Source organism: Chloroflexus sp., assembly GCF_034434295.1.
In the GTDB taxonomy this organism is placed as follows: domain Bacteria; phylum Chloroflexota; class Chloroflexia; order Chloroflexales; family Chloroflexaceae; genus Chloroflexus.
The window spans coordinates 50,558-68,596 of record NZ_DAOTZQ010000070.1; the positions used below are offsets into that span (position 1 = coordinate 50,558).

The window sequence follows — 18,039 nt, forward strand, 5'->3', positions numbered from 1 at the left end:
CGTGCGCTGTTGTGTGATGGCGTGCAAGGAGTGGGAGTTCTGTTCGCGCTTATCGTAACCCTTGTATTCTACGCTGTGGCGGGATGGCTCTGGTGGCAGCAGCGCAACCCATTGTACATTCTGGCGCTGCTGGCGAGTCAACTGAGTGCCTGGCTCGATCCAGTGTGGCGATTGCTCTACACACTCCAGACTGTGCCTGGCCTCGGATCGCTCATCGCAGCCCTCGCGACACCCTTTGATCCGATCCGCTCACTACCGGCAGCATGGCCCGATCCGTTACCGGCCCTGATCATCGTTGGCCTTTACCTGTACCGCTGGTGGACACCAGGGCTGGGCAGTGGTCTCTTCACGTTTGCTGTATTTGTAAGTTTTCAGTTGCTCATCAGCATCCTCAACCTGCGGCCAGCGACCCCGCCACTACTTTTGCAGACACTTCCCTTTGGTGTGCGCGTGGAGCTGCTCGCCGCGCTGATGAGTGCAACCATTAGCTACGGTCTCTGTTACGTCTTTCTCACCGTACAGAACTATTCGTGGCCAAGTATGGCAGTCGCCATTTTGCCGATGCCGACCCTGTTCAGCGTCCTGATCTACGGCGTCATCGGTGCGCCGCTCCTTATCGGGCGCTTGCTGCCAGATGGTGAGTGGCCTGGACGGATCGGGCTGATCTTAACCCTCGCCCTACTTGGCTGGTGTGTCTACATCATCAGTAGTGCGCTTAATCGCTTGGATCGCTGGCGATGAGCAAAACCGTACTTACTCCAGAATTGCTCTTGTCTGCCTACGCGCAGGGCATCTTCCCAATGGCAGACGCACGTGGCGAGATTGGCTGGTACGAGCCGATTCGGCGGGCGATTATTCCGCTCGACGAACGGTTTCATGTTCCGCGACGGCTGGTGCGCACCGTGCGCACAGGGGTCTATACCGTGACGTTTGATGAGGCCTTTGCAGACGTGATTGAAGCATGTGCTGCCCCGGCGCCGGGCCGTGAAACAACCTGGATTTCGCCGGAGATCATTCGTGCGTACACCGAATTACACCGTCTGGGATACGCGCACAGTGTGGAATGCTGGCGCGACAGCCACCTGGTCGGGGGGCTGTACGGGGTAGCGCTTGGCGGTCTCTTTGCCGGTGAGAGCATGTTTCATCGCATGCGCGATGCCAGCAAAGTCGCCCTGGTGCACCTCGTTGAACGTTTGCGCTGTGGTGGTTTTGTGCTTCTCGACTCACAATTCCTCACTGGGACGCACATGCTGCAATTTGGTGCCATCGAGATACCGCGCACTGAATATCACCGGCTCCTGCGCCAGGCATTGACCGTCCCGGCGACATGGTAAGCGCCGTTGAAGCATCGACATAAGAAATATGCGACGTACCGGAACGGTACGTCGCATGCTGTTTGTGTCTGGTGTAAACCCTACTTGCTCTTGCGTTTGCGTTCGCGACGGGCTTCACGGCGACCGGTCGTAGCAACCGGACGTGGTGTAGCCGGTGCAGCGGCGGCTGGATTCTGGCGTGGTGCCGGGGTGCGGGTACGCACATTGCGTGCGAGTTCGGGCAAGACATTACGCATGTAGTATACGACGTAACCGCCCAAAATCAACTCGATCACGAGCTGAATGTAAAACCAAAAGCGCTGATTAAATGTGGGCACGTTGAGCATACGGGCCACGCCCAATGCCACACCAAACCCACCTACAATCAGCAGGGCGATCCCCAGTTGGCGAAAAAAGGTTGCTCGTGCAACGTTTCGCTCCGTGTGTAGCCAGATAAAGTAGGCGCCGCTCGCGACCAAAAGAATCTGCACAATAAAGAAAGTCCACGCATATGAGCCAAATTGAGGGCTAACAGTCATGAAGTAGTCAAAGAAACCCATAAGAACAAGCCTCTCCTCACGGTCGCAGAGCGTCTCTCAAGATTGATTGTAGCGGCGATTATAGCAGCGCCGTGGATGATCGTCAACAATAGACATGCTAATGATGCACGTGTTGCGTCGTTATACACACCTGAACCCAGCGCACGAGCGTCGGTAGAACAGTATTTCAGCAGCCCTCTGACGACGGTGCTCGCCCTCCCTCTGTATGTGACACTGTAAGGGCGGATTCTGAACCCGCCCCCTTCAGGAGGCGACACGGGGCAACACATGTGTAGGGGCGACGCATGCGTCGCCCCTACGCTGGTACTGCACTGAATGATGTACCGCTGGACGCCCGCAGGGGCACGACATGCCGTCTCCCTATGACGCCAACGACAATCCACGAGTGACTCGCCAGGAGCACACGCGGTAACCGCTTCTGCAAAAGGATTACATCCAAACAATGCACATTGTCGAGCAAGATTTGGCATGAAACGGTAGACATTCCTGTGGCTCATACATTCCGTCTGTCTTTGCAGGGTTTGGGGAGGACGCCACCACCCTCACCCGCCCCCGCTGGAGGCGGGAACACCGGTACAGGATGACTCCCGCTGTCGTGCGGTGGTACTGGTTTGTGCTACGTCTCTGGCCACATCCACTGCGGGGCGGGGTAGGTTGGGGGGGCGGAGGCAGCGTGCGCTTCGAGGGCATACCAGCGCCGATGATGCACCTATAGGTCAAGGTTTGATGTGAGTCGTGGGAAATTCACAAACCTTTTCGCTAGACATATACAGCAAAAATATGTATAATGTGCAAAAGATTGCAAATAATGAAAAAGGGAGCATGTTATGCCTTACCGCATTCGTCGCCGTGCCCACGATCTGATCTGGGTGGTGATGGAAGAACATCTGCACCTGGCCGAAGCGGAACGGTATTATCACGAAATGTGGCGCTTGCTCGATCAGTGTCCAAAGCCGACAGATTTGCTGGTCGATGGTCGTCGTATCTCTGGCGCGGATCGCGGCGCACGGCAGCGTACCGAGGCCATCGTTCACCATAAGCATCTTGGCCGGATTGCCTTTATTGTCTCTGAGCATCATCTCCTTATATTTGCGCCGCTGGTACGTTTTGTCAGCGGCATCGGGTTGTTTGCCACTGAACAGGAGGCGCTGCGTTTTCTGGGTACGGTGATGGAATACGGTGACTGATCACATCTGTCGTTTGTGGCGAAACCGCTTCCCCAACGAATCTGCTGCCTGGCGACCCACAGTCAGGCAGTCGAAATGCCCTTGGCAGGCGTCCCGCAAAACGGGAGCTTCCTCTTTACCTGCGCCTCGTCCGGCCTGCTGACCGATCAAGATCCGGGTGAACTCCTCACGGTTACTCTGTTGATGGCCTCCTCACCGTTGGGCATGCCCATCTGCGTCAGGTCGGTGACAACCATTTCCCACTGCTGGTGTAATGCTCGCCACAAGTATCTTTGCTTATATGCACAGGCTTTGTTAATTTTCTGTTCAGATTGTATTTTAGGTCATACGATTGCATAATATGTTCAGGTCATCTGTTGAAGGGCAAGGAGCAATGGAGCTATGAGCCAGCCACTTGAGTTTGTGATGGTGCTCGGCTTGCAGCGCTACAGCCAGGATTTCTTCCATCGTGCTGAAGCCGAAGTACGTAAAGAAGTTCCCGAATTCCGCTTACATATCTTTGAAGATCGCGACGTGACGAACCGCACGGCAGAGGTAGAATCGGCGATTGCCCGCTGTCAGTGTCTGATTCTCTCGCTGATCACCCTCAACGAAACGGCAGAGGTGCTGGTGCCGATGGTTGAACGTCACGATCCGCCGATCGTCTTTTCGTTCGAGGGCTTACCCGAAGTGATGCGCTTGAATAAGGTTGGTTCTTACAACCTTAAAGCCGGCAAAGGCATGCCAAAGCCCGTACAGAATATTGCCCGACTGCTGGTTGGTGGGCGTGAGGAAGATGCATTCTACGGCTACGTCAAATTGCAAAAAATCACGTCTAAACTGATCAATTTCTTGCCCGGTAAACGTCTGAACGATTTTCGTAACTGGACGAATGTCAATAACTACTGGAACCATCGCAGTGTGGCGAATGCCGCCAATATGTTCAAGCTGATCTTGCGCGAGTATGGCGGGAGGAGCCATTTGCGGGTTGACCCCGTCGTTGAGATGCCGAATATGGGCTTTGCCCACCCCGATGCGCCGCGCCTCTTTGCCAGTCCTGCCGAGTACGAGCGCTGGGAGAAGGAGCGCAATCGGGTGCGCAAAGATGTGCCGCCGCCGCTCGGCACAGTGGCCGTGCTGTCATTTCGTGCTCATATCCTGTCTGGCGCCGACTATCATTATAAAATTGTGCGTGCTCTGGAAGCCGCCGGATTGCGCGTGTTGCCAATTTTTGTGATGGGTATCGAGAGCCATATCGTGGTACGCGAGTGGCTAAGCCATATGAAGGTTGATCTGGTGATCAACACGATGGGCTTTCCCCTCGTTGGTGGGCCTGCCGGTTCGACCAAAGCCGGGTTAACGGTTGATGTGGCTCGCGAGTTGTTGAGTAAACTCGATACCCCCTATATCGTGGCTCAACCACTGTTCGTGCAGGATGAAGATGACTGGCGTGAGCGTGGCGTAGGGCCGTTGCAGAGTACGTTCCTCTTCAGCTTGCCGGAGATGGATGGGGCAGTCGCCCCGGTTGTGCTCGGCGGAATGCGGGGTAGTACAATCACGACTGTTCCGGATCGTCTTGAGCGGCTGGCCCGCATGGCCCGTGGGTTTGTCCGGCTGCGCAAGAAAGCGAACCGGGACAAGAAGGTGGCAATCATCGTCTACAACTATCCGCCAGGCCAGGGGAAGGTGGCTACGGCTGCCCTGCTCGATGTGCCGGCCAGTCTGATTGCGCTCCTCGACCGGCTGGCGGCTGAAGGGTACGATGTAGGCCGTTACCCCCGCGATCCGGCTGTCTTTGCCCGCTGCCTTGAGGGTCTGGTGAGCGATCAGCCACTGCCACCCGGCCATCCGCCGGTGGTGATTGGAACCAGCGCCGACCGCCAGGATTTTTATCGCTGGCTCCGGCCTATCGATCAAGAGCGGATCAACGCACGGTGGGGTGAATTTCCCGGTGATATTGCGCCGCTCGGACGCGATAAGGTGCGGCTGGCCGGTACCCAGATTGGGAATATCTTTATCGGTGTGCAACCGGTGATCGGGATGCCCGGTGATCCGATGCGTCTGCTCTTCGACAAGGAAAATACACCGCACCATCAATACGCGCTCTTCTACCGCTATCTCAGCGAGCAGTTCGGAGCCGATGCGATTATCCATCTCGGTATGCACGGTACCGCCGAGTGGATGCCCGGCGTGCAACTGGGTGTGACCGACCGCTGCTGGCCTGATGTGTTGTTGGGTGAGGTGCCCAATTTCTACGTCTATCCCATCAATAACCCTGCCGAAGCCAATATTGCCAAGCGTCGCGGCTACAGCACGATCATCGGTCACGCCATCCCGCCGTATGGTCGTGCCGGGTTGTACCGCGAATTGCAGGCTCTGCAAGACCTGCTGACTGAATATCGCGAGCGTCCGGCAGCGCTGGCCGATGACGATCAAAGTCCCGAAGCGGTAGCGATTATGCAAAAGATCGCTCTGCTCAATCTGGATCAGGACTTGGTGCGCCAGCCCGATGAACCATTCAGCCGTTTTGCGTCGCGTGCGTATGCGTATCTGCGCGATCTGGCAACCACCATGATCACGGATCGGCTGCACGTGCTGGGTAGCGCACCACCACCGGAAGAACAGCTTACGCTAATCGTCGAAACGCTGAAGGTGCCGCGGGGCGAGCTGCCCGGTCTGGCCGATCTGCTGTTGTCGGCACGGCGGCCCGGTTTGCGCTACAACGAATTATTGGCACAGGTGCGCCAGGGTGATGCAACTGCATTGGCCTTGCGCGAAGAGATTGAAGCCCGCTGCACAGAACTGGTGCAGCAGACTGTCTTCGGTCAGATGTCCCCAGAACGGGCCGCGCAGACCTTTGGCCTGCCAGCGGCGGAGGTCACCGGTCTGGTGCAGCATGGGCGGGCATTGCTGGCTGCATTGCGCGACAACACGCAGGAGCTGGATTTTCTGGTGCGTGGGCTGGCCGGACGCTACATTCCGGCAGCACCCGGCGGTGACATCATTCGCGATGGTGTGACAGTGTTGCCGACCGGACGTAACATCCACAGTCTTGATCCGTTCCGTGTGCCGACAGACAGTGCCTATGAGCGCGGTGTCCAGATTGCCGAGGCGCTCATCGCTGCTCATCGCGCCGAGACTGGTCAGTACCCTGAGACGATTGCCCAGGTGTTGTGGGGGCTGGATGCGATCAAGACCAAAGGCGAGTCGATTGGGATTGTCCTCGGCCTGATCGGAGCGCGACCGGTTAAAGATGGTCAGGGTAAAGTGGGGCGTTATACCCTGATCCCGCTAGCTGAACTGGGACGGCCACGGATCGATGTGCTCATGACCGCTTCCGGCATCTTCCGCGATATTTTTGCCGGTACCATGGATATGCTTGATCGCCTGGTGCGTGAGGCAGCGTCGGCTGATGAACCGCCGGCCATGAACTACATCCGCAAACATGTGCAAGAGATGATGGCTACCGGGAAGACCTTCGATCAGGCGACCGCCCGCATCTTTACCCAGGCCGCTGGTACCTACGGAACGGATGTTGACGAGGCGATTGAAGGCAGTGCCTGGGAAAAACGGGAAGAACTTGAGGAGCTGTTTATCAAGCGGAATGCATATGCCTTCGGTGGACGGCAAAACGGTGAGGCGCGTCCCGAAGTCTTACGTACCTTGCTCGGCACAGTGAGTCGAGTAGCCCAGGAGATCGACAGCGTCGAATACGGTCTCACCGACATGCAGCACTACTACGGTTATTCAGGTGCCTTAAAAGCAGCAGCCGAACGGGCCACCGGTCAGCGCGTACCGCTCAATTTTGTTGAGAGTTTTACAGCTGAGACCAAACTGCAAACGCTGGAGCAGACGCTGCGGATCGAATACCGCACGAAATTCCTCAACCCGAAGTGGTACGAGGGCATGCTACGCCACGGCCACAACGGTGCCGCCGAGATTGCCAGCCGCTTTACCTACATGCTGGGGTGGAGTGCCACTACCGACGCGGTCGATCAGTGGGTCTACGACGAAGCAGCGCAGACCTTCGTGCTCGACGATGCCATGCGAACCCGGATTGAAGCTCTCAACCCGGCAGCGGCGCGCAATATGGTAGGGCGTCTGCTGGAAGCGAATGCAAGAGGGATGTGGCAGACAGATGAGGCAACCCTGGAACGGCTGCGTGAACTACACGCCGACCTGGAAGACCGTTTAGAGGGTGTGGTTGGATAACCGGTTCCCTCACCCCCGCCCCCGCTCCTCACCCCCGGTGAGAGGAGTGGGGGTGTCGCATTGTTCACTCTTGACACCACGCTCGCTGTAGGAACGTATTGGCTAACGCCATGCCTTGGTCGTCAAAATACCCCAGTACAGACTTCTGATCATCTTTGCCATCTACAGCCCTTGACAGAACGACAAAATGGTTATATACTCCAAATAGTTTGATAAACAAAACTATTTGAAGGTTCAAATCATGTATCATGAACTTGATCCGCCCTATACCGCCGAACAGGTTGCTGAACTCTTTAATCTTGTACACAGTGAACTCATGGGCCAGAGCATGGAGACGCTCCTGCAATTTCTGCAGCGCTCCAATCTCTCGATGCCGCGTCTGGTCTCGCTCATGTACATTCAACGGCAGCGCACAACCACTATTTCATCTTTGAGTGAACATCTCAATCTGACTCTCGGTACGACCAGTCAGATGATCGAACAGCTCGTACAGGATGGGCTGGTTGAGCGCTATGAAGCACCGCATGATCGACGCCAGAAACTGGTTTCGCTCACTGAAACCGGGCAGGCGATAGTCGCCGAAGCGCGCCAGATTAGATTGCAAGAGGCCAGCCGCCATCTCAGCCGGTTACCACCCGAATTGCTCGCGCAGTTGGGTCAGGCGCTGCACGCCGCCTGCCGCGAGTGGAATCTTGTGACTACCACCTAGGTTCGCCGACTTGCCACGTTTGATACGTATTAACCCCGACGTATGTGTGTATTTGGGGTTGGCTTTGCCTGTGCCCGATTTGGGATCGAATCATGTCATAACTGTACAGGAGTGTATACAGAACCTATGGCAACTACAACCTCTTCCCCGACAGCTACGACTGTCCGCATCGACTACGCTGCAACGCTCGATCAACGGAGTAAGGTGCTAATCTTGATCGGTGTCTTACTGGGCCTGTTTCTTTCGGCGCTGGATCAGACGATTGTTTCTACCGCACTTCCGCGCATCGTCGCCGATTTGCAGGGTATCGAACTGATCGGCTGGGTTTCAACCAGCTATCTGTTGGCCTCAACGGCGATGGTGCCGATCTATGGCAAGCTGTCCGATATTTACGGACGCAAGTACGTTCTGCTGTTCGGGATCGCGGTCTTTCTACTCGGTTCGCTGCTATGCGGGCTGGCCACCGATATGACACAGTTGGTCTTCTTCCGTGGCTTGCAGGGCTTCGGGGCGGCAGCCCTCACCTCAACGGCATTTGCAATCCCAGCCGATCTGTTTGCGCCGGCAGAACGGGCACGCTACATGGGGTTGTTCGGTGCAGTGTTCGGGTTGTCGAGTGTGGTTGGCCCATTCATCGGTGGTCTCTTAACCGACAATCTGAGCTGGCATTGGGTCTTTTTCGTTAACCTCCCGCTGGGTGTGATCGCCCTTGGGTTCATCGTTGCCAAATTACCACGCCTGCACAGTGGGCTTAAGCCGGCCATTGATTATGCCGGTGCCGCGACCCTGTTGTTGACCGTGATCCCATTCTTGCTGGCCCTGACGCTCGACAAGAATGATTATCCGTGGACATCACCCCTTATTCTGAGCATGTTTGCCATCAGTGCCGTCGGCCTCGTTCTCTTCCTCCTGATCGAACGGCGTGCCGAGTCGCCGATTCTGCCGTTGCATTTGTTCCGTATTCCCACCTTTACGCTAACGGCGCTGATTGGGGTGACGGTGGGAGCGACTCTGTTTGCGGCGATCTTCTTTCTCTCGCTCTACCTGGTGAATGTGCTGGGAGTGAGTGCGACGGCTGCCGGGACGACGCTTATTCCCCTGACGCTGAGTCTGGTGGTAGGGGCGATGGTGTCATCGCAAATCGTGCAGCGCACCGGTAACTATAAGTGGGTGATCATTGCCGGGATGGCGATCATTGTCGGATCACTCTGGTGGCTGACGACGCTCACACCGGACACGTCGATCTGGATGGTGCGCCTACGCATGATTGCGCTCGGTTTGGGGCTGGGGCCATCAATGCCAATCCTCAATCTGGCAATGCAGAACGCGGTGCCGCGCACCGATCTGGGTGCGGCCACTGCCAGCCGGCAGTTTTTTCAGCAAATCGGTCAGGTGGTGGGGTCGGCAGTCTTTGGCGCACTGCTTACCGGTGTGCTCACGACGAGCCTGAGCACGAGTCTGGCCCCAATTCAGGCCCAGTTACCGCCTGATCTGGCGGCCCGTTTCGATAGCAGCGCGTTGCGGAACGGTATGGGGGCGGGCGAGGGAGCGAGTGGTGAGGTGGTCGATCCGGCAGTTCGTATTGAGCAAGCCATTGCTGAACAGTTTGCCGTGCGGCGAGATCTCATCACGCGTGCGTTACGTGATGCCGATCCGGCAGCGATTGCAACGTTGCGTAGCGATCCCCAATTGCCGGCGCAGCAGAAGGCGATGCTGGAGATGGTAGAGACACTACCGGCGGCTGCACGCGAACAGGCGCTCACGCAGGTACTTGCCCGCTTGGACGAAGCGGAACAGACGGCACGGGCCGAAGGTCGTGCGTTGGGCCAACAGATTGGTACTGCTTTGAAAGATGCCTTTACCGACAGCGTCACCACCATTTACCGGTACGCAATCTGGCTCGCCGTTATTGGTCTGATCCTGGCGCTGTTTATTCCCCAACTGCCGCTACAGCGCAGCTACGGGCAGGATTTGCCTCCACTGATGGAGTAAGTTTCAGGAAGTTATCTCGTCCATTTGAGAGAGTGGGGAGGGGCGTGCGCCAGGGCCATTCACCCGTGGAGGCGGGTTGCCCTCACCAAACTCCCCCTACTCCCGCTCTCTTCCACCAGGGGCTTTTTATTCCCCATATGCCGCGTGTGATAGCCGGTATGATGCGTCATATCATCTTGATGGATACCGTACATCATTCCGAGGCACCATGTGATACAACATTCTGTGATGCTGTTAACGCGGCACCAATGCCGTTCCCAATGAGGCAGACTTCCACCCGCGCACGTATCACCGTCATCAGGGTTACGAGCCGACACGGATAAACGCTGTGATCTGCGTCTGCCGGCGAGCACGATGAGTGCGGAAGCCACGCTTCCGCACTCCAAACGATGCGCTACGGGGAATCCAGTCGGGAAACTGCATCTACACCGGCACGTCATATCACGTCATATCACGATGTGTGTGACAGAAGCGTTGTTCGCCGTCGCTGTGCTCAGGTTGCCGCCAGCGTGATGGTGTGATCACGAGCGATGACTTCTCCTAAACCGGGTTTGATATTGTGGGTAATGAAAAGGGGGGAGAGGAGTGGAAAGTGCCATGTTCGGGGGAGAGAGGGTCGGCGTATAGTGATATTCCCCGAATTCAGCACTCTCTGCCAGTGACGGGCGGGTTGCTATGATCAGCCGTGGCTATAGCGAACCGTTTTTCGGGTCGCTACGCAATCCGGCAACTCCAGGTATATAATACGTCCAAGGAATCGTTGCCCTGTTTTAATGAGGTGTCACTGTGACGACTCAACGTCCGCGCCGTGGTCGTGGCCGCAAACGCAGTTCAGCGCTGACCGTCCAGCGTCGGTTGTGGCTGATCAGCCGTCTTGGGCGGAGATCGGCCCTTCCTGAAGAGTTGATTGCTGATGCGCGTCGCGTCTTTGGTGAGTCGGTCTACCCGTCGAATGCCTTAACTGCACTTCGTCACGATTTCCACGCTATTCGCAATGAGTTTCGTTGCACACTTAAGCGCCAGCTTGATGGCCGGTACATCCTGACCGATTTTGGCCGCCTGACGTTACTGAGTCTGCCGGATGAGGAGATGGAAGCCCTGGCTTTTCTCGTCTCGTTCTTTAGCGAGGGAAGCTGGCCGAACCGGTTGCAGATACGTTCACTCTTAGAGCATATTATTGCCCTGCTACCTGATGAACAACGACAAACGATCCAGCAACCGATTACGTTCCGGGTTGAATTGCCCCAGAGTAGTACAACCGTTGATCAGAAATTGTTGATGCGCCTGCAACGCAATCTGCGTCGTCACGCTGTGCAGTTTCAGTACCGCTCGAACTACAGTGATGAGCCTGAGTCGCACCGGGTTGCCCCGATACGGCTGTTTGTTCGCGATGGGCATACGTATCTTGAAGCCTATTGCTACAATTCGTCCCAGCAGGTGACGATTGGGCAATACATAACCTATCGCGTTGATCGGATCATTCCCGGTACACTCCAGGTTGAACGACGGGCCTTACCACCAGAGCTGCCAACACGCCGGATATGGGCAATTCGCTACCGACTTTCACCGCAGGTTGCACGCAACCGGGATATTTCGCTGTGGTTTTCGCAAAGCACGGTGACATACCTCGATGATGGTAGCGCAGAAGTATCGGCTCAGACCGGTGATCTCTGGCAGGCTGAACAGATACTCTTGCGCTATCGCGATCATTGTCAGGTACTCGAACCGCCAGAGTTGATCGCGCAGATTCGGCAAACTATCGAGCGCATGCGGCAGTTATACGCGCAGGAACATCCGCTGCACGAGAGGTGAGGCAGACATCACGAACGCCAGAGAAAGGCCAGGTAGAAGAGCGCAATGATAATCGCACTGGTCACCGCGAGCACGTTCAGATACCGTTTGGGCAACGCTTGGTACCCTGAGATGAATGACAGGTCGGCCAGCTCGGCTTGGAGCGCGGTCAGGTCCATGCGCCGTTGCGCGAGGATCGGTTGACACATCTGTGTGATCAGGTGCCGTGTTGTTGATGGCAGATTGTTCATATCGAGCAGATCGTGGAGGATCTGGCCGAGGGCAAAGAGATCGCTGCGCTCGTCGATGGGATAGCCGGCCAATTGTTCAGGCGGTGTGTAACCGGGTCGGCCAATACCGGCAAGATAGGCAATAGTCTGGTAACGATACCGGCTCAGGCCGAAATCGATTAGCGATACGTCACCCCGTGGGTGAACGATAATATTCTGCGGATGCAGATCACCGTGAATGATGCCGTTCGCGTGCAGGATGTACACGCTCTGACAGAGACTCTGGGCGATGCGCACAGCATCATGCGGACGACCAGCGGCAAGGATGTGGGCCAGCGTTTCACCAGCAATATGGCTCATCACGAAATAGTATTTTGCTGGTATGTCTTTGATTCTGCCCATCGTGATGAACTGCGGAAAACGCGGGTGCTTGTCATTACTTGACGACAACGCCGAGATGGCTCGCGTCATCGTAATCTCATGGAAGAACATGCGGGCAGCGGCACGCGGTGACAGGCTACGGGCAGTAGGTGCCAACCACTTAATGACGACAGGTTTGCCACATTCGTGGTCGAATGCCAGATCGACGATGCTATGTGCGGTACGGGCCAGTTGGTGCTTGATCTCGAAGCGATGACCGATCCATCGTCCCATAGCCCGATAGTTCATCACGATTCCTCCAGGGTTCTGAGTAACTGACGGTACGAGGTCAAACCGGGGAAGGTGAAGATTTTATCGCCAACCGTGATGGTCAGGGTGCCGCAATCAAGCAGCCTATCAAACATGCTCTGATGCGAAGCCAAGTGGCTGACATAGATCCGCTCGATGAACTGACGCCGATTGAATAGAAAGCCCTCGTTAATGATCAGCCGATCATGGGTGATCGAGAGCGTGAACTGAGCCTCTCGTAACGCGAACACGACTGCGGTAACGAAGACAAAGATACTACCGAAGGCAAAGAAGATAGTCGGCACAGGTCCCAGCTTTGCCGTCTTGGTTACCAATGCGAGCAGGCCACCGGAGAGTGCGGCGTAAGCGAGGCACCTGGGGGAGCGTCGCAGTGGATGCCGACGGAACGTGGGCGGGGGATTCGGATGGAGAATACTCGCCATAGGTCTCCTCCTTTACCAGTTGGTAGTAGCCGATTAACTCGGTTATGCCGGTGCTGCCATGCAGGTGTCCGTCAGTCATCTATGATGTTAAAAACTGGTTATTATTCACCTCCTTTTTTTATTATCTTCTATACTCAATTGATGATTATTTGCTTACTAGTATTCTACGTACACCTGAGAGTTATGTCATCAATCGGAAGACTCATGATCGGTCGATATTTGATCATCAAACGGATCATTTATTCATCATGAAGAGATGCTATGACGCGAGAAATTTTGCACAAGCAGAGGTAAAATATTTGGGGTTGTTTGACCATGCCTCGGTCAGACAATAGGTTAGGGCAGGATTGACATCAAACCTGAAAACATACAATGCCTGGCACGCGCTGCGAGACGTACCCTTTCGCTACCCCCTCATTTCATTCGCTGCATCCCTTGGCTGGCAATATGAGCAGGCACATGTGCCTGTAGGGGCAGGTTCAAAACTTACCCCTATGGGTGCGACAAAACAGGCATCCTTCAACATAATGCCAATATTCCTCCCAGTTCGTAGGCGTGCCTACCGGTAGTTTCTGGCCGTAGCGATTCGGCAGCGTGGCAATAACCTTCGATGCACAGAAAAAGCGGCGCATCCGCTGCGCCGCGAGGAATCTGACGATGTGGCAACCCCTGATGGTTATGCCTCATTACTATCGAAACTACTATCCTTCTGCAAGAGACCGAGATCATACCCTCTGGCAACAGCGTGTGCTCGACTACGAACGCGCAGTTTCTCGAAGATCGCCTGTACATCACGCTTGATGACGCCAATTCCCCAGGCTAGCCGGATGCTGATCTCCTGATCGGTTAATCCTTTTGCCATCAATTCCAGAATCTGCTGTTCGCGCACAGACAATTGCTCGAACGCATCACGCCGAATCTGAGGAGACCATACTGTCGCAATCGCATGGTGTAAAAGTTGTTCAAGCTGATCGAAATCGTTGAGCTGCTCCTTCATCACTGCCACATCCGCCCCATGCCGACGGGCCTGTTCAACCAATTCGGCATGGGCAGTCATCGCCAGTACTGCCACCTCCGGCGCTTGCTGCTTGATGCGCCGGATCGCTTCCAGACCACGTTCGTAATGCTGGCGCATACTTAAGCCACCGGTACGTTCCTCTTTCCAGTGCAGATCGATCATGATCACATCGGGGCGCAGAGAGATGGCTTTCGTGACAGCCTCGGTAGAGGTAAACGCCTCACCGATCAAGTCAATCGTCGGCAATTCGGCAAGCATCTCCTTCAGGCCTTTGACGAAAGGCAGGATGTCGTCGGCAATCAAGACGCGGATGGTTGCTCGCATAACAACTCCTACTTCAGAACACCTTCCACTACAATCATCACCCCTCCATCTGGACGATTACCAATGCTGACAGTAGCACCAATGCGCTTTGCCCGTTCCTTTATGCTATAAATGCCATAGGCCTGATCGGCGTTGTGAATGTCGCGATCAGCAGGCAACCCGCGCCCATTATCGGCGATACACAGAGTGAAGGTCGCTTCCTGCATGTGCAGATCGATCCAGACCTTGCCATCTGTTCGCTCTTGCAAACCGGCATGTTTGGCGATATTGGCCAGTGCTTCCCGGCAAATATGAAACAGGATGGTTGCGATTTCAGGGGGTAGATTGACGGGATCGGGTAGATTAAGCCTGATATCTACGTAATGGCCGATCCGTTCCTGTACAAAGTCAATATGCTCGGTGAGAATTTCGCGAAATGGACGTTCAAGATTTACCTTACCGCGTAGATCGTCCTGGATATGATGCAATTCCTGGTAGAGATAGCGGACGGCACGGTTGATCTGTTGCAATGCGGGCCTGACCCGATCAGAATCATTTCCTTGCTCCAGTTGTTTGATAAGCCTGTTATTGGGGAAAATGACAGCCCCCTGCAAAAAATTGACCATGTCGTGAACATCGATCCCTAACTGAGCGCGGATACTCTGGCGCAGATTGACGCTCTCCAGGCTATGGACAATCTGTTGTCGGAAGAGGTCGAATAAGTCTTTCGTGGTATCGGGGAAGCCGTTTTCGTGTTCATACGCATAATTTTCCAGCACTACTACGCCAATCCGATGATGGTTATGGCAGAGCGGTGCAGCCAGTAGCGAACGACTCCGCCCACTCGGCAGGTGATCAAATGTATCATCGGTCAAGCCGTAGCGGTCGTAACAGGCAGTGAGGTGCTCGCCGCTGAGGTGAACTACCTCCGGTTCGTGCATGATCTTTCTTGCCAGATTGACATATTCGGGTGAAAGCTCCTGGCGCAACGATGAGACGATAGTGGGTTCCTCACCGGCCGGAAAGAGCAAGATCGCGCAGTGCTCGCATTCAAACATCTGGAAGCCCAGCCGGGCATATGTGTCGAGCAGCGCTGACTGATTGTTGATACCGACCAGGCTGGTGCTCTGCTTGAGCAGGTGGCTTAAGTTGACCCGTTGTTTCTCTTGAGCCTCGATGAGGCGGGCATTTTCAATTGCTGATGCCGCAGCGCTCGCCACTAGAATACCGATGATGCTATCACCGAACCGGTAAAAATTCACCGTTCGGCTATCCAATGCGATCATGCCAATCGATTGGCCGTGAGCGATGAGCGGAATGTACAGGATGCTTCGAATATGATTGCTTTGATAGCGATCAGCCTCTTCGTAGAAGTGGGGATAATCCTGACGGACATCAGCTACGCACAACGGTTCATTCCACAACATAACATAATGATTGGGTAGCCGCTGGTCGTTGATATCGAACGAAATAAGCTGAAGCGCATCCGGGTCGGCGAAACCATCATGCTTCTCTATTCTCAGATAGTCACCATAACGAATTTGAATTGAGGCACTGTCATATCCGATCAGATCGCGCAAAGCGTTGAGTGTATTTTGATACACCCCTTCAACGCCGTGGCTAATGTTCTCACCAATCCGCTGAATATGGTCACGTAAGCGTTCTTCTTGCTCTTTGCGCCAGAACGCCTCGGCTGCCAGGGCGGCGTGGGTAGCGAACGCCGAGAAACGCTCTTGCTCGGCAGGTGTAAACTGGCGTGGCGACGGGTAGTCAAGCGCGAGGATGCCGGCAATTCCCAGATGACCGATCAGCGGCGCAACCATCATGGCCCCGATGGGTGCCGTACCTGGGATAAAATCAGCGTCCTGGCCGGTATCCGGCACAAACTGAATCCGACCTTCGCGCAGTGCGCGGGCATTGATGCCAGCAATTGGACTTGGCAGCTTTCCATGATCAAAACCGCGCCGATGACGCGCATACACATACTCTAATGTTTGCTGAGAACGATTCAGTCGCCGAATTTCACATTTACTGGCTTCAGGGAAGGCGGCCATTGCCTCTTCGACAATCGTCTCGAAGACATTTCGCTTCTCGGCACTGGCGGCGTAGATGCGATAAAAACGGCGTGTCTCGGCCAGTTGTTGATCCTGCTTGCGCGATAGTTCACGGTATTCGAGTGCCCGACCCAGGCGTTCGGCAATGATGTTCAGATCAAATTCATGGGCGCGGTTAAAGCCTTTAGGATGGAGATCGAGTGTCTGCCTGTCAAGATGATTGACCAGCCGAATGACCCCCAGGATGCGGCGGCGACCGTTGATCGGAACCGCCAGCAGATGACGCACCTTGCCGCTCGGTAATGCCTGCTGGTACCTCGATACGTTGGTTTGCAGGACTTTGGGGTGTTCATCGAGATTGTTAACCCGTATGGTGCACCCAAAGCGTGAATTGGGATGGGTCAGCAGGGTGAGACCGGTCATCCCCTGTCCCGGTTCATACGTCTCGCTAAATGACAGTACCGGTCCGCAGGCAAGGTCCCGTTCCAACCGGCCATCGCGTAACCAAAAGATCGCCACAGACTCGGCGCAAAACTGCTCGCGGATCGAATCCAGGAACTGTTTGAGAGCATCGTTAAAACCACCATCATCACGCTCCACAATTCGATCCAGGAGCTGTTCGTATAGCTCAAGCTGAACAGCCCGGGGACGGTCGAGAAACATCAGCACATAATTGTCTTCGGCCAGATGATGTACAGTAATCTCAAAGTCGTGTTTGCGCCCACTGCTATCAATCATTGTGTGGCGAAAAGTGCTGTTGGCTGCGCTGGCTGGTGCCAGGCAGGCTGTGCAATTTTCTCCCACACAGCCGAGGTACTGATAGCAGGTTTTGCCGTTTTGCCATTCACCAAAGTACCGGCGCAACCCGGCATTGACAAACTGAATCCGCCGTTTGCGGTCGATAATGCAGATGCCTGACTGGTAGTGATCAAGAATCTGCGCAACCTCTGAACGCGGATCGATCAACGCGTCGGGATTCAGGTTAGTACGACGGGTAACGAAGATGATAGCAAAACCCAGCAAATTGATCGTGAGCGGGATAAAGAGGCCGAAGGGGGATGGATAGTAAACGAACAGGCCGGTGATTGCTGAACTACCCAGGGTGAGCAGGATAGACACAGTTCTGTAAGGGTGTTGCAAAAAGCGTACTGCGCTTAAAATCGGTATCAGGTACAATGTCCAAAAAATACCATCTGCTGAACCAAGGTAGTAGATCGCCATGCTTAGTAAAAGCGTTTCGATAATGTTTTGTAGCAATTTAACTTGCGGACGTTTCCATGTCTCTGGTTTTCGGAAACCACCAATAGCTGTTCCTATCTGGAACGTGTACATGAACAGCACAAAACGAGTGCCATATGCACGCTGATTGGTATTTAAATCATCAAAGCGGAGGAATGTCCAGATAGTAAACAGAATCAAGCCACCAAAACGTAGTAACCATATCCAGATGAGTGCGCCTCGCTCCTGGCCGATCCAGGCCCGAAATTTCCGTATAGCGAGCTTGTGGTCGCTGAAGAAGAGTTTGATGATTGCCAGGAGTTCGGTCACAGACTCTGCTCTTTGTTCCCGACCGATCCAG

At 55.0% G+C, this 18,039-nt stretch carries 12 protein-coding genes; 7 read left to right on the forward strand and 5 right to left on the reverse strand.

Annotated elements, in window-relative coordinates:
- The first annotated feature begins 30 nt into the window (after nucleotides 1-30).
- Together VAE57_RS10370 and aat are read left to right on the forward strand one after the other, a co-directional pair.
- Nucleotides 31-741, forward strand: a complete 711-nt coding sequence (locus VAE57_RS10370) for a hypothetical protein (protein ID WP_322821811.1) — start codon at nucleotides 31-33, stop codon at nucleotides 739-741.
- On the forward strand, nucleotides 738-1,334 hold the full coding sequence (gene aat / locus VAE57_RS10375) for a leucyl/phenylalanyl-tRNA--protein transferase (protein ID WP_322821812.1): 597 nt from the start codon (nucleotides 738-740) through the stop codon (nucleotides 1,332-1,334). Before VAE57_RS10370 ends, aat begins: the two co-directional genes overlap by 4 nt.
- An 80-nt stretch (nucleotides 1,335-1,414) precedes the next feature.
- On the opposite strand, the gene VAE57_RS10380 is transcribed toward aat, so the two are convergent.
- On the reverse strand, nucleotides 1,415-1,873 hold the full coding sequence (locus VAE57_RS10380; protein WP_322821813.1) for a hypothetical protein: 459 nt from the start codon (nucleotides 1,871-1,873) through the stop codon (nucleotides 1,415-1,417).
- A gap of 827 nt (nucleotides 1,874-2,700) precedes the next feature.
- Between VAE57_RS10380 and VAE57_RS10385 the strand changes: the two genes are divergently transcribed.
- The 5 genes from VAE57_RS10385 (at nucleotide 2,701) to VAE57_RS10405 (ending at nucleotide 11,764) form a co-directional block, all read left to right on the forward strand.
- Complete coding sequence (locus VAE57_RS10385) at nucleotides 2,701-3,060, forward strand: STAS/SEC14 domain-containing protein (protein ID WP_012259208.1); 360 nt, start codon at nucleotides 2,701-2,703, stop codon at nucleotides 3,058-3,060.
- 381 nt (nucleotides 3,061-3,441) lie between these two features.
- Entirely contained in the window at nucleotides 3,442-7,251 is a 3,810-nt protein-coding gene (bchH, locus tag VAE57_RS10390) for a magnesium chelatase subunit H (protein WP_322821814.1), read from the forward strand.
- A 241-nt stretch (nucleotides 7,252-7,492) separates the two neighbouring features.
- Nucleotides 7,493-7,960, forward strand: a complete 468-nt coding sequence (locus VAE57_RS10395) for a MarR family winged helix-turn-helix transcriptional regulator (protein WP_322821815.1) — start codon at nucleotides 7,493-7,495, stop codon at nucleotides 7,958-7,960.
- Nucleotides 7,961-8,086: 126 nt separating this feature from the next.
- Nucleotides 8,087-9,952, forward strand: coding sequence for an MDR family MFS transporter (locus VAE57_RS10400; protein ID WP_322821816.1), 1,866 nt, complete (start codon nucleotides 8,087-8,089; stop codon nucleotides 9,950-9,952).
- Between the two features lie 786 nt (nucleotides 9,953-10,738).
- Nucleotides 10,739-11,764 (forward strand): WYL domain-containing protein, encoded by a 1,026-nt coding sequence (locus VAE57_RS10405; RefSeq protein ID WP_322821817.1) that lies wholly within the window; start codon nucleotides 10,739-10,741, stop codon nucleotides 11,762-11,764.
- Nucleotides 11,765-11,772: 8 nt separating this feature from the next.
- Here the strand turns inward: VAE57_RS10405 and VAE57_RS10410 are convergent, their stop codons facing one another.
- The 4 genes from VAE57_RS10410 to VAE57_RS10425 all read right to left on the reverse strand — a co-directional run bounded on the left by VAE57_RS10410 (nucleotide 11,773) and on the right by VAE57_RS10425 (nucleotide 18,008).
- Nucleotides 11,773-12,642: a serine/threonine protein kinase gene (locus tag VAE57_RS10410; protein WP_322821818.1), complete on the reverse strand. Its 870-nt coding sequence runs from the start codon at nucleotides 12,640-12,642 to the stop codon at nucleotides 11,773-11,775.
- Nucleotides 12,642-13,085, reverse strand: a complete 444-nt coding sequence (locus VAE57_RS10415; RefSeq protein ID WP_322821819.1) for a PH domain-containing protein — start codon at nucleotides 13,083-13,085, stop codon at nucleotides 12,642-12,644. Before VAE57_RS10415 ends, VAE57_RS10410 begins: the two co-directional genes overlap by 1 nt.
- A 676-nt stretch (nucleotides 13,086-13,761) precedes the next feature.
- Entirely contained in the window at nucleotides 13,762-14,427 is a 666-nt protein-coding gene (locus VAE57_RS10420) for a response regulator transcription factor (RefSeq protein WP_322821820.1), read from the reverse strand.
- A gap of 8 nt (nucleotides 14,428-14,435) precedes the next feature.
- Complete coding sequence (locus VAE57_RS10425) at nucleotides 14,436-18,008, reverse strand: GAF domain-containing protein (protein ID WP_322821821.1); 3,573 nt, start codon at nucleotides 18,006-18,008, stop codon at nucleotides 14,436-14,438.
- Nucleotides 18,009-18,039 lie beyond the last annotated feature (31 nt).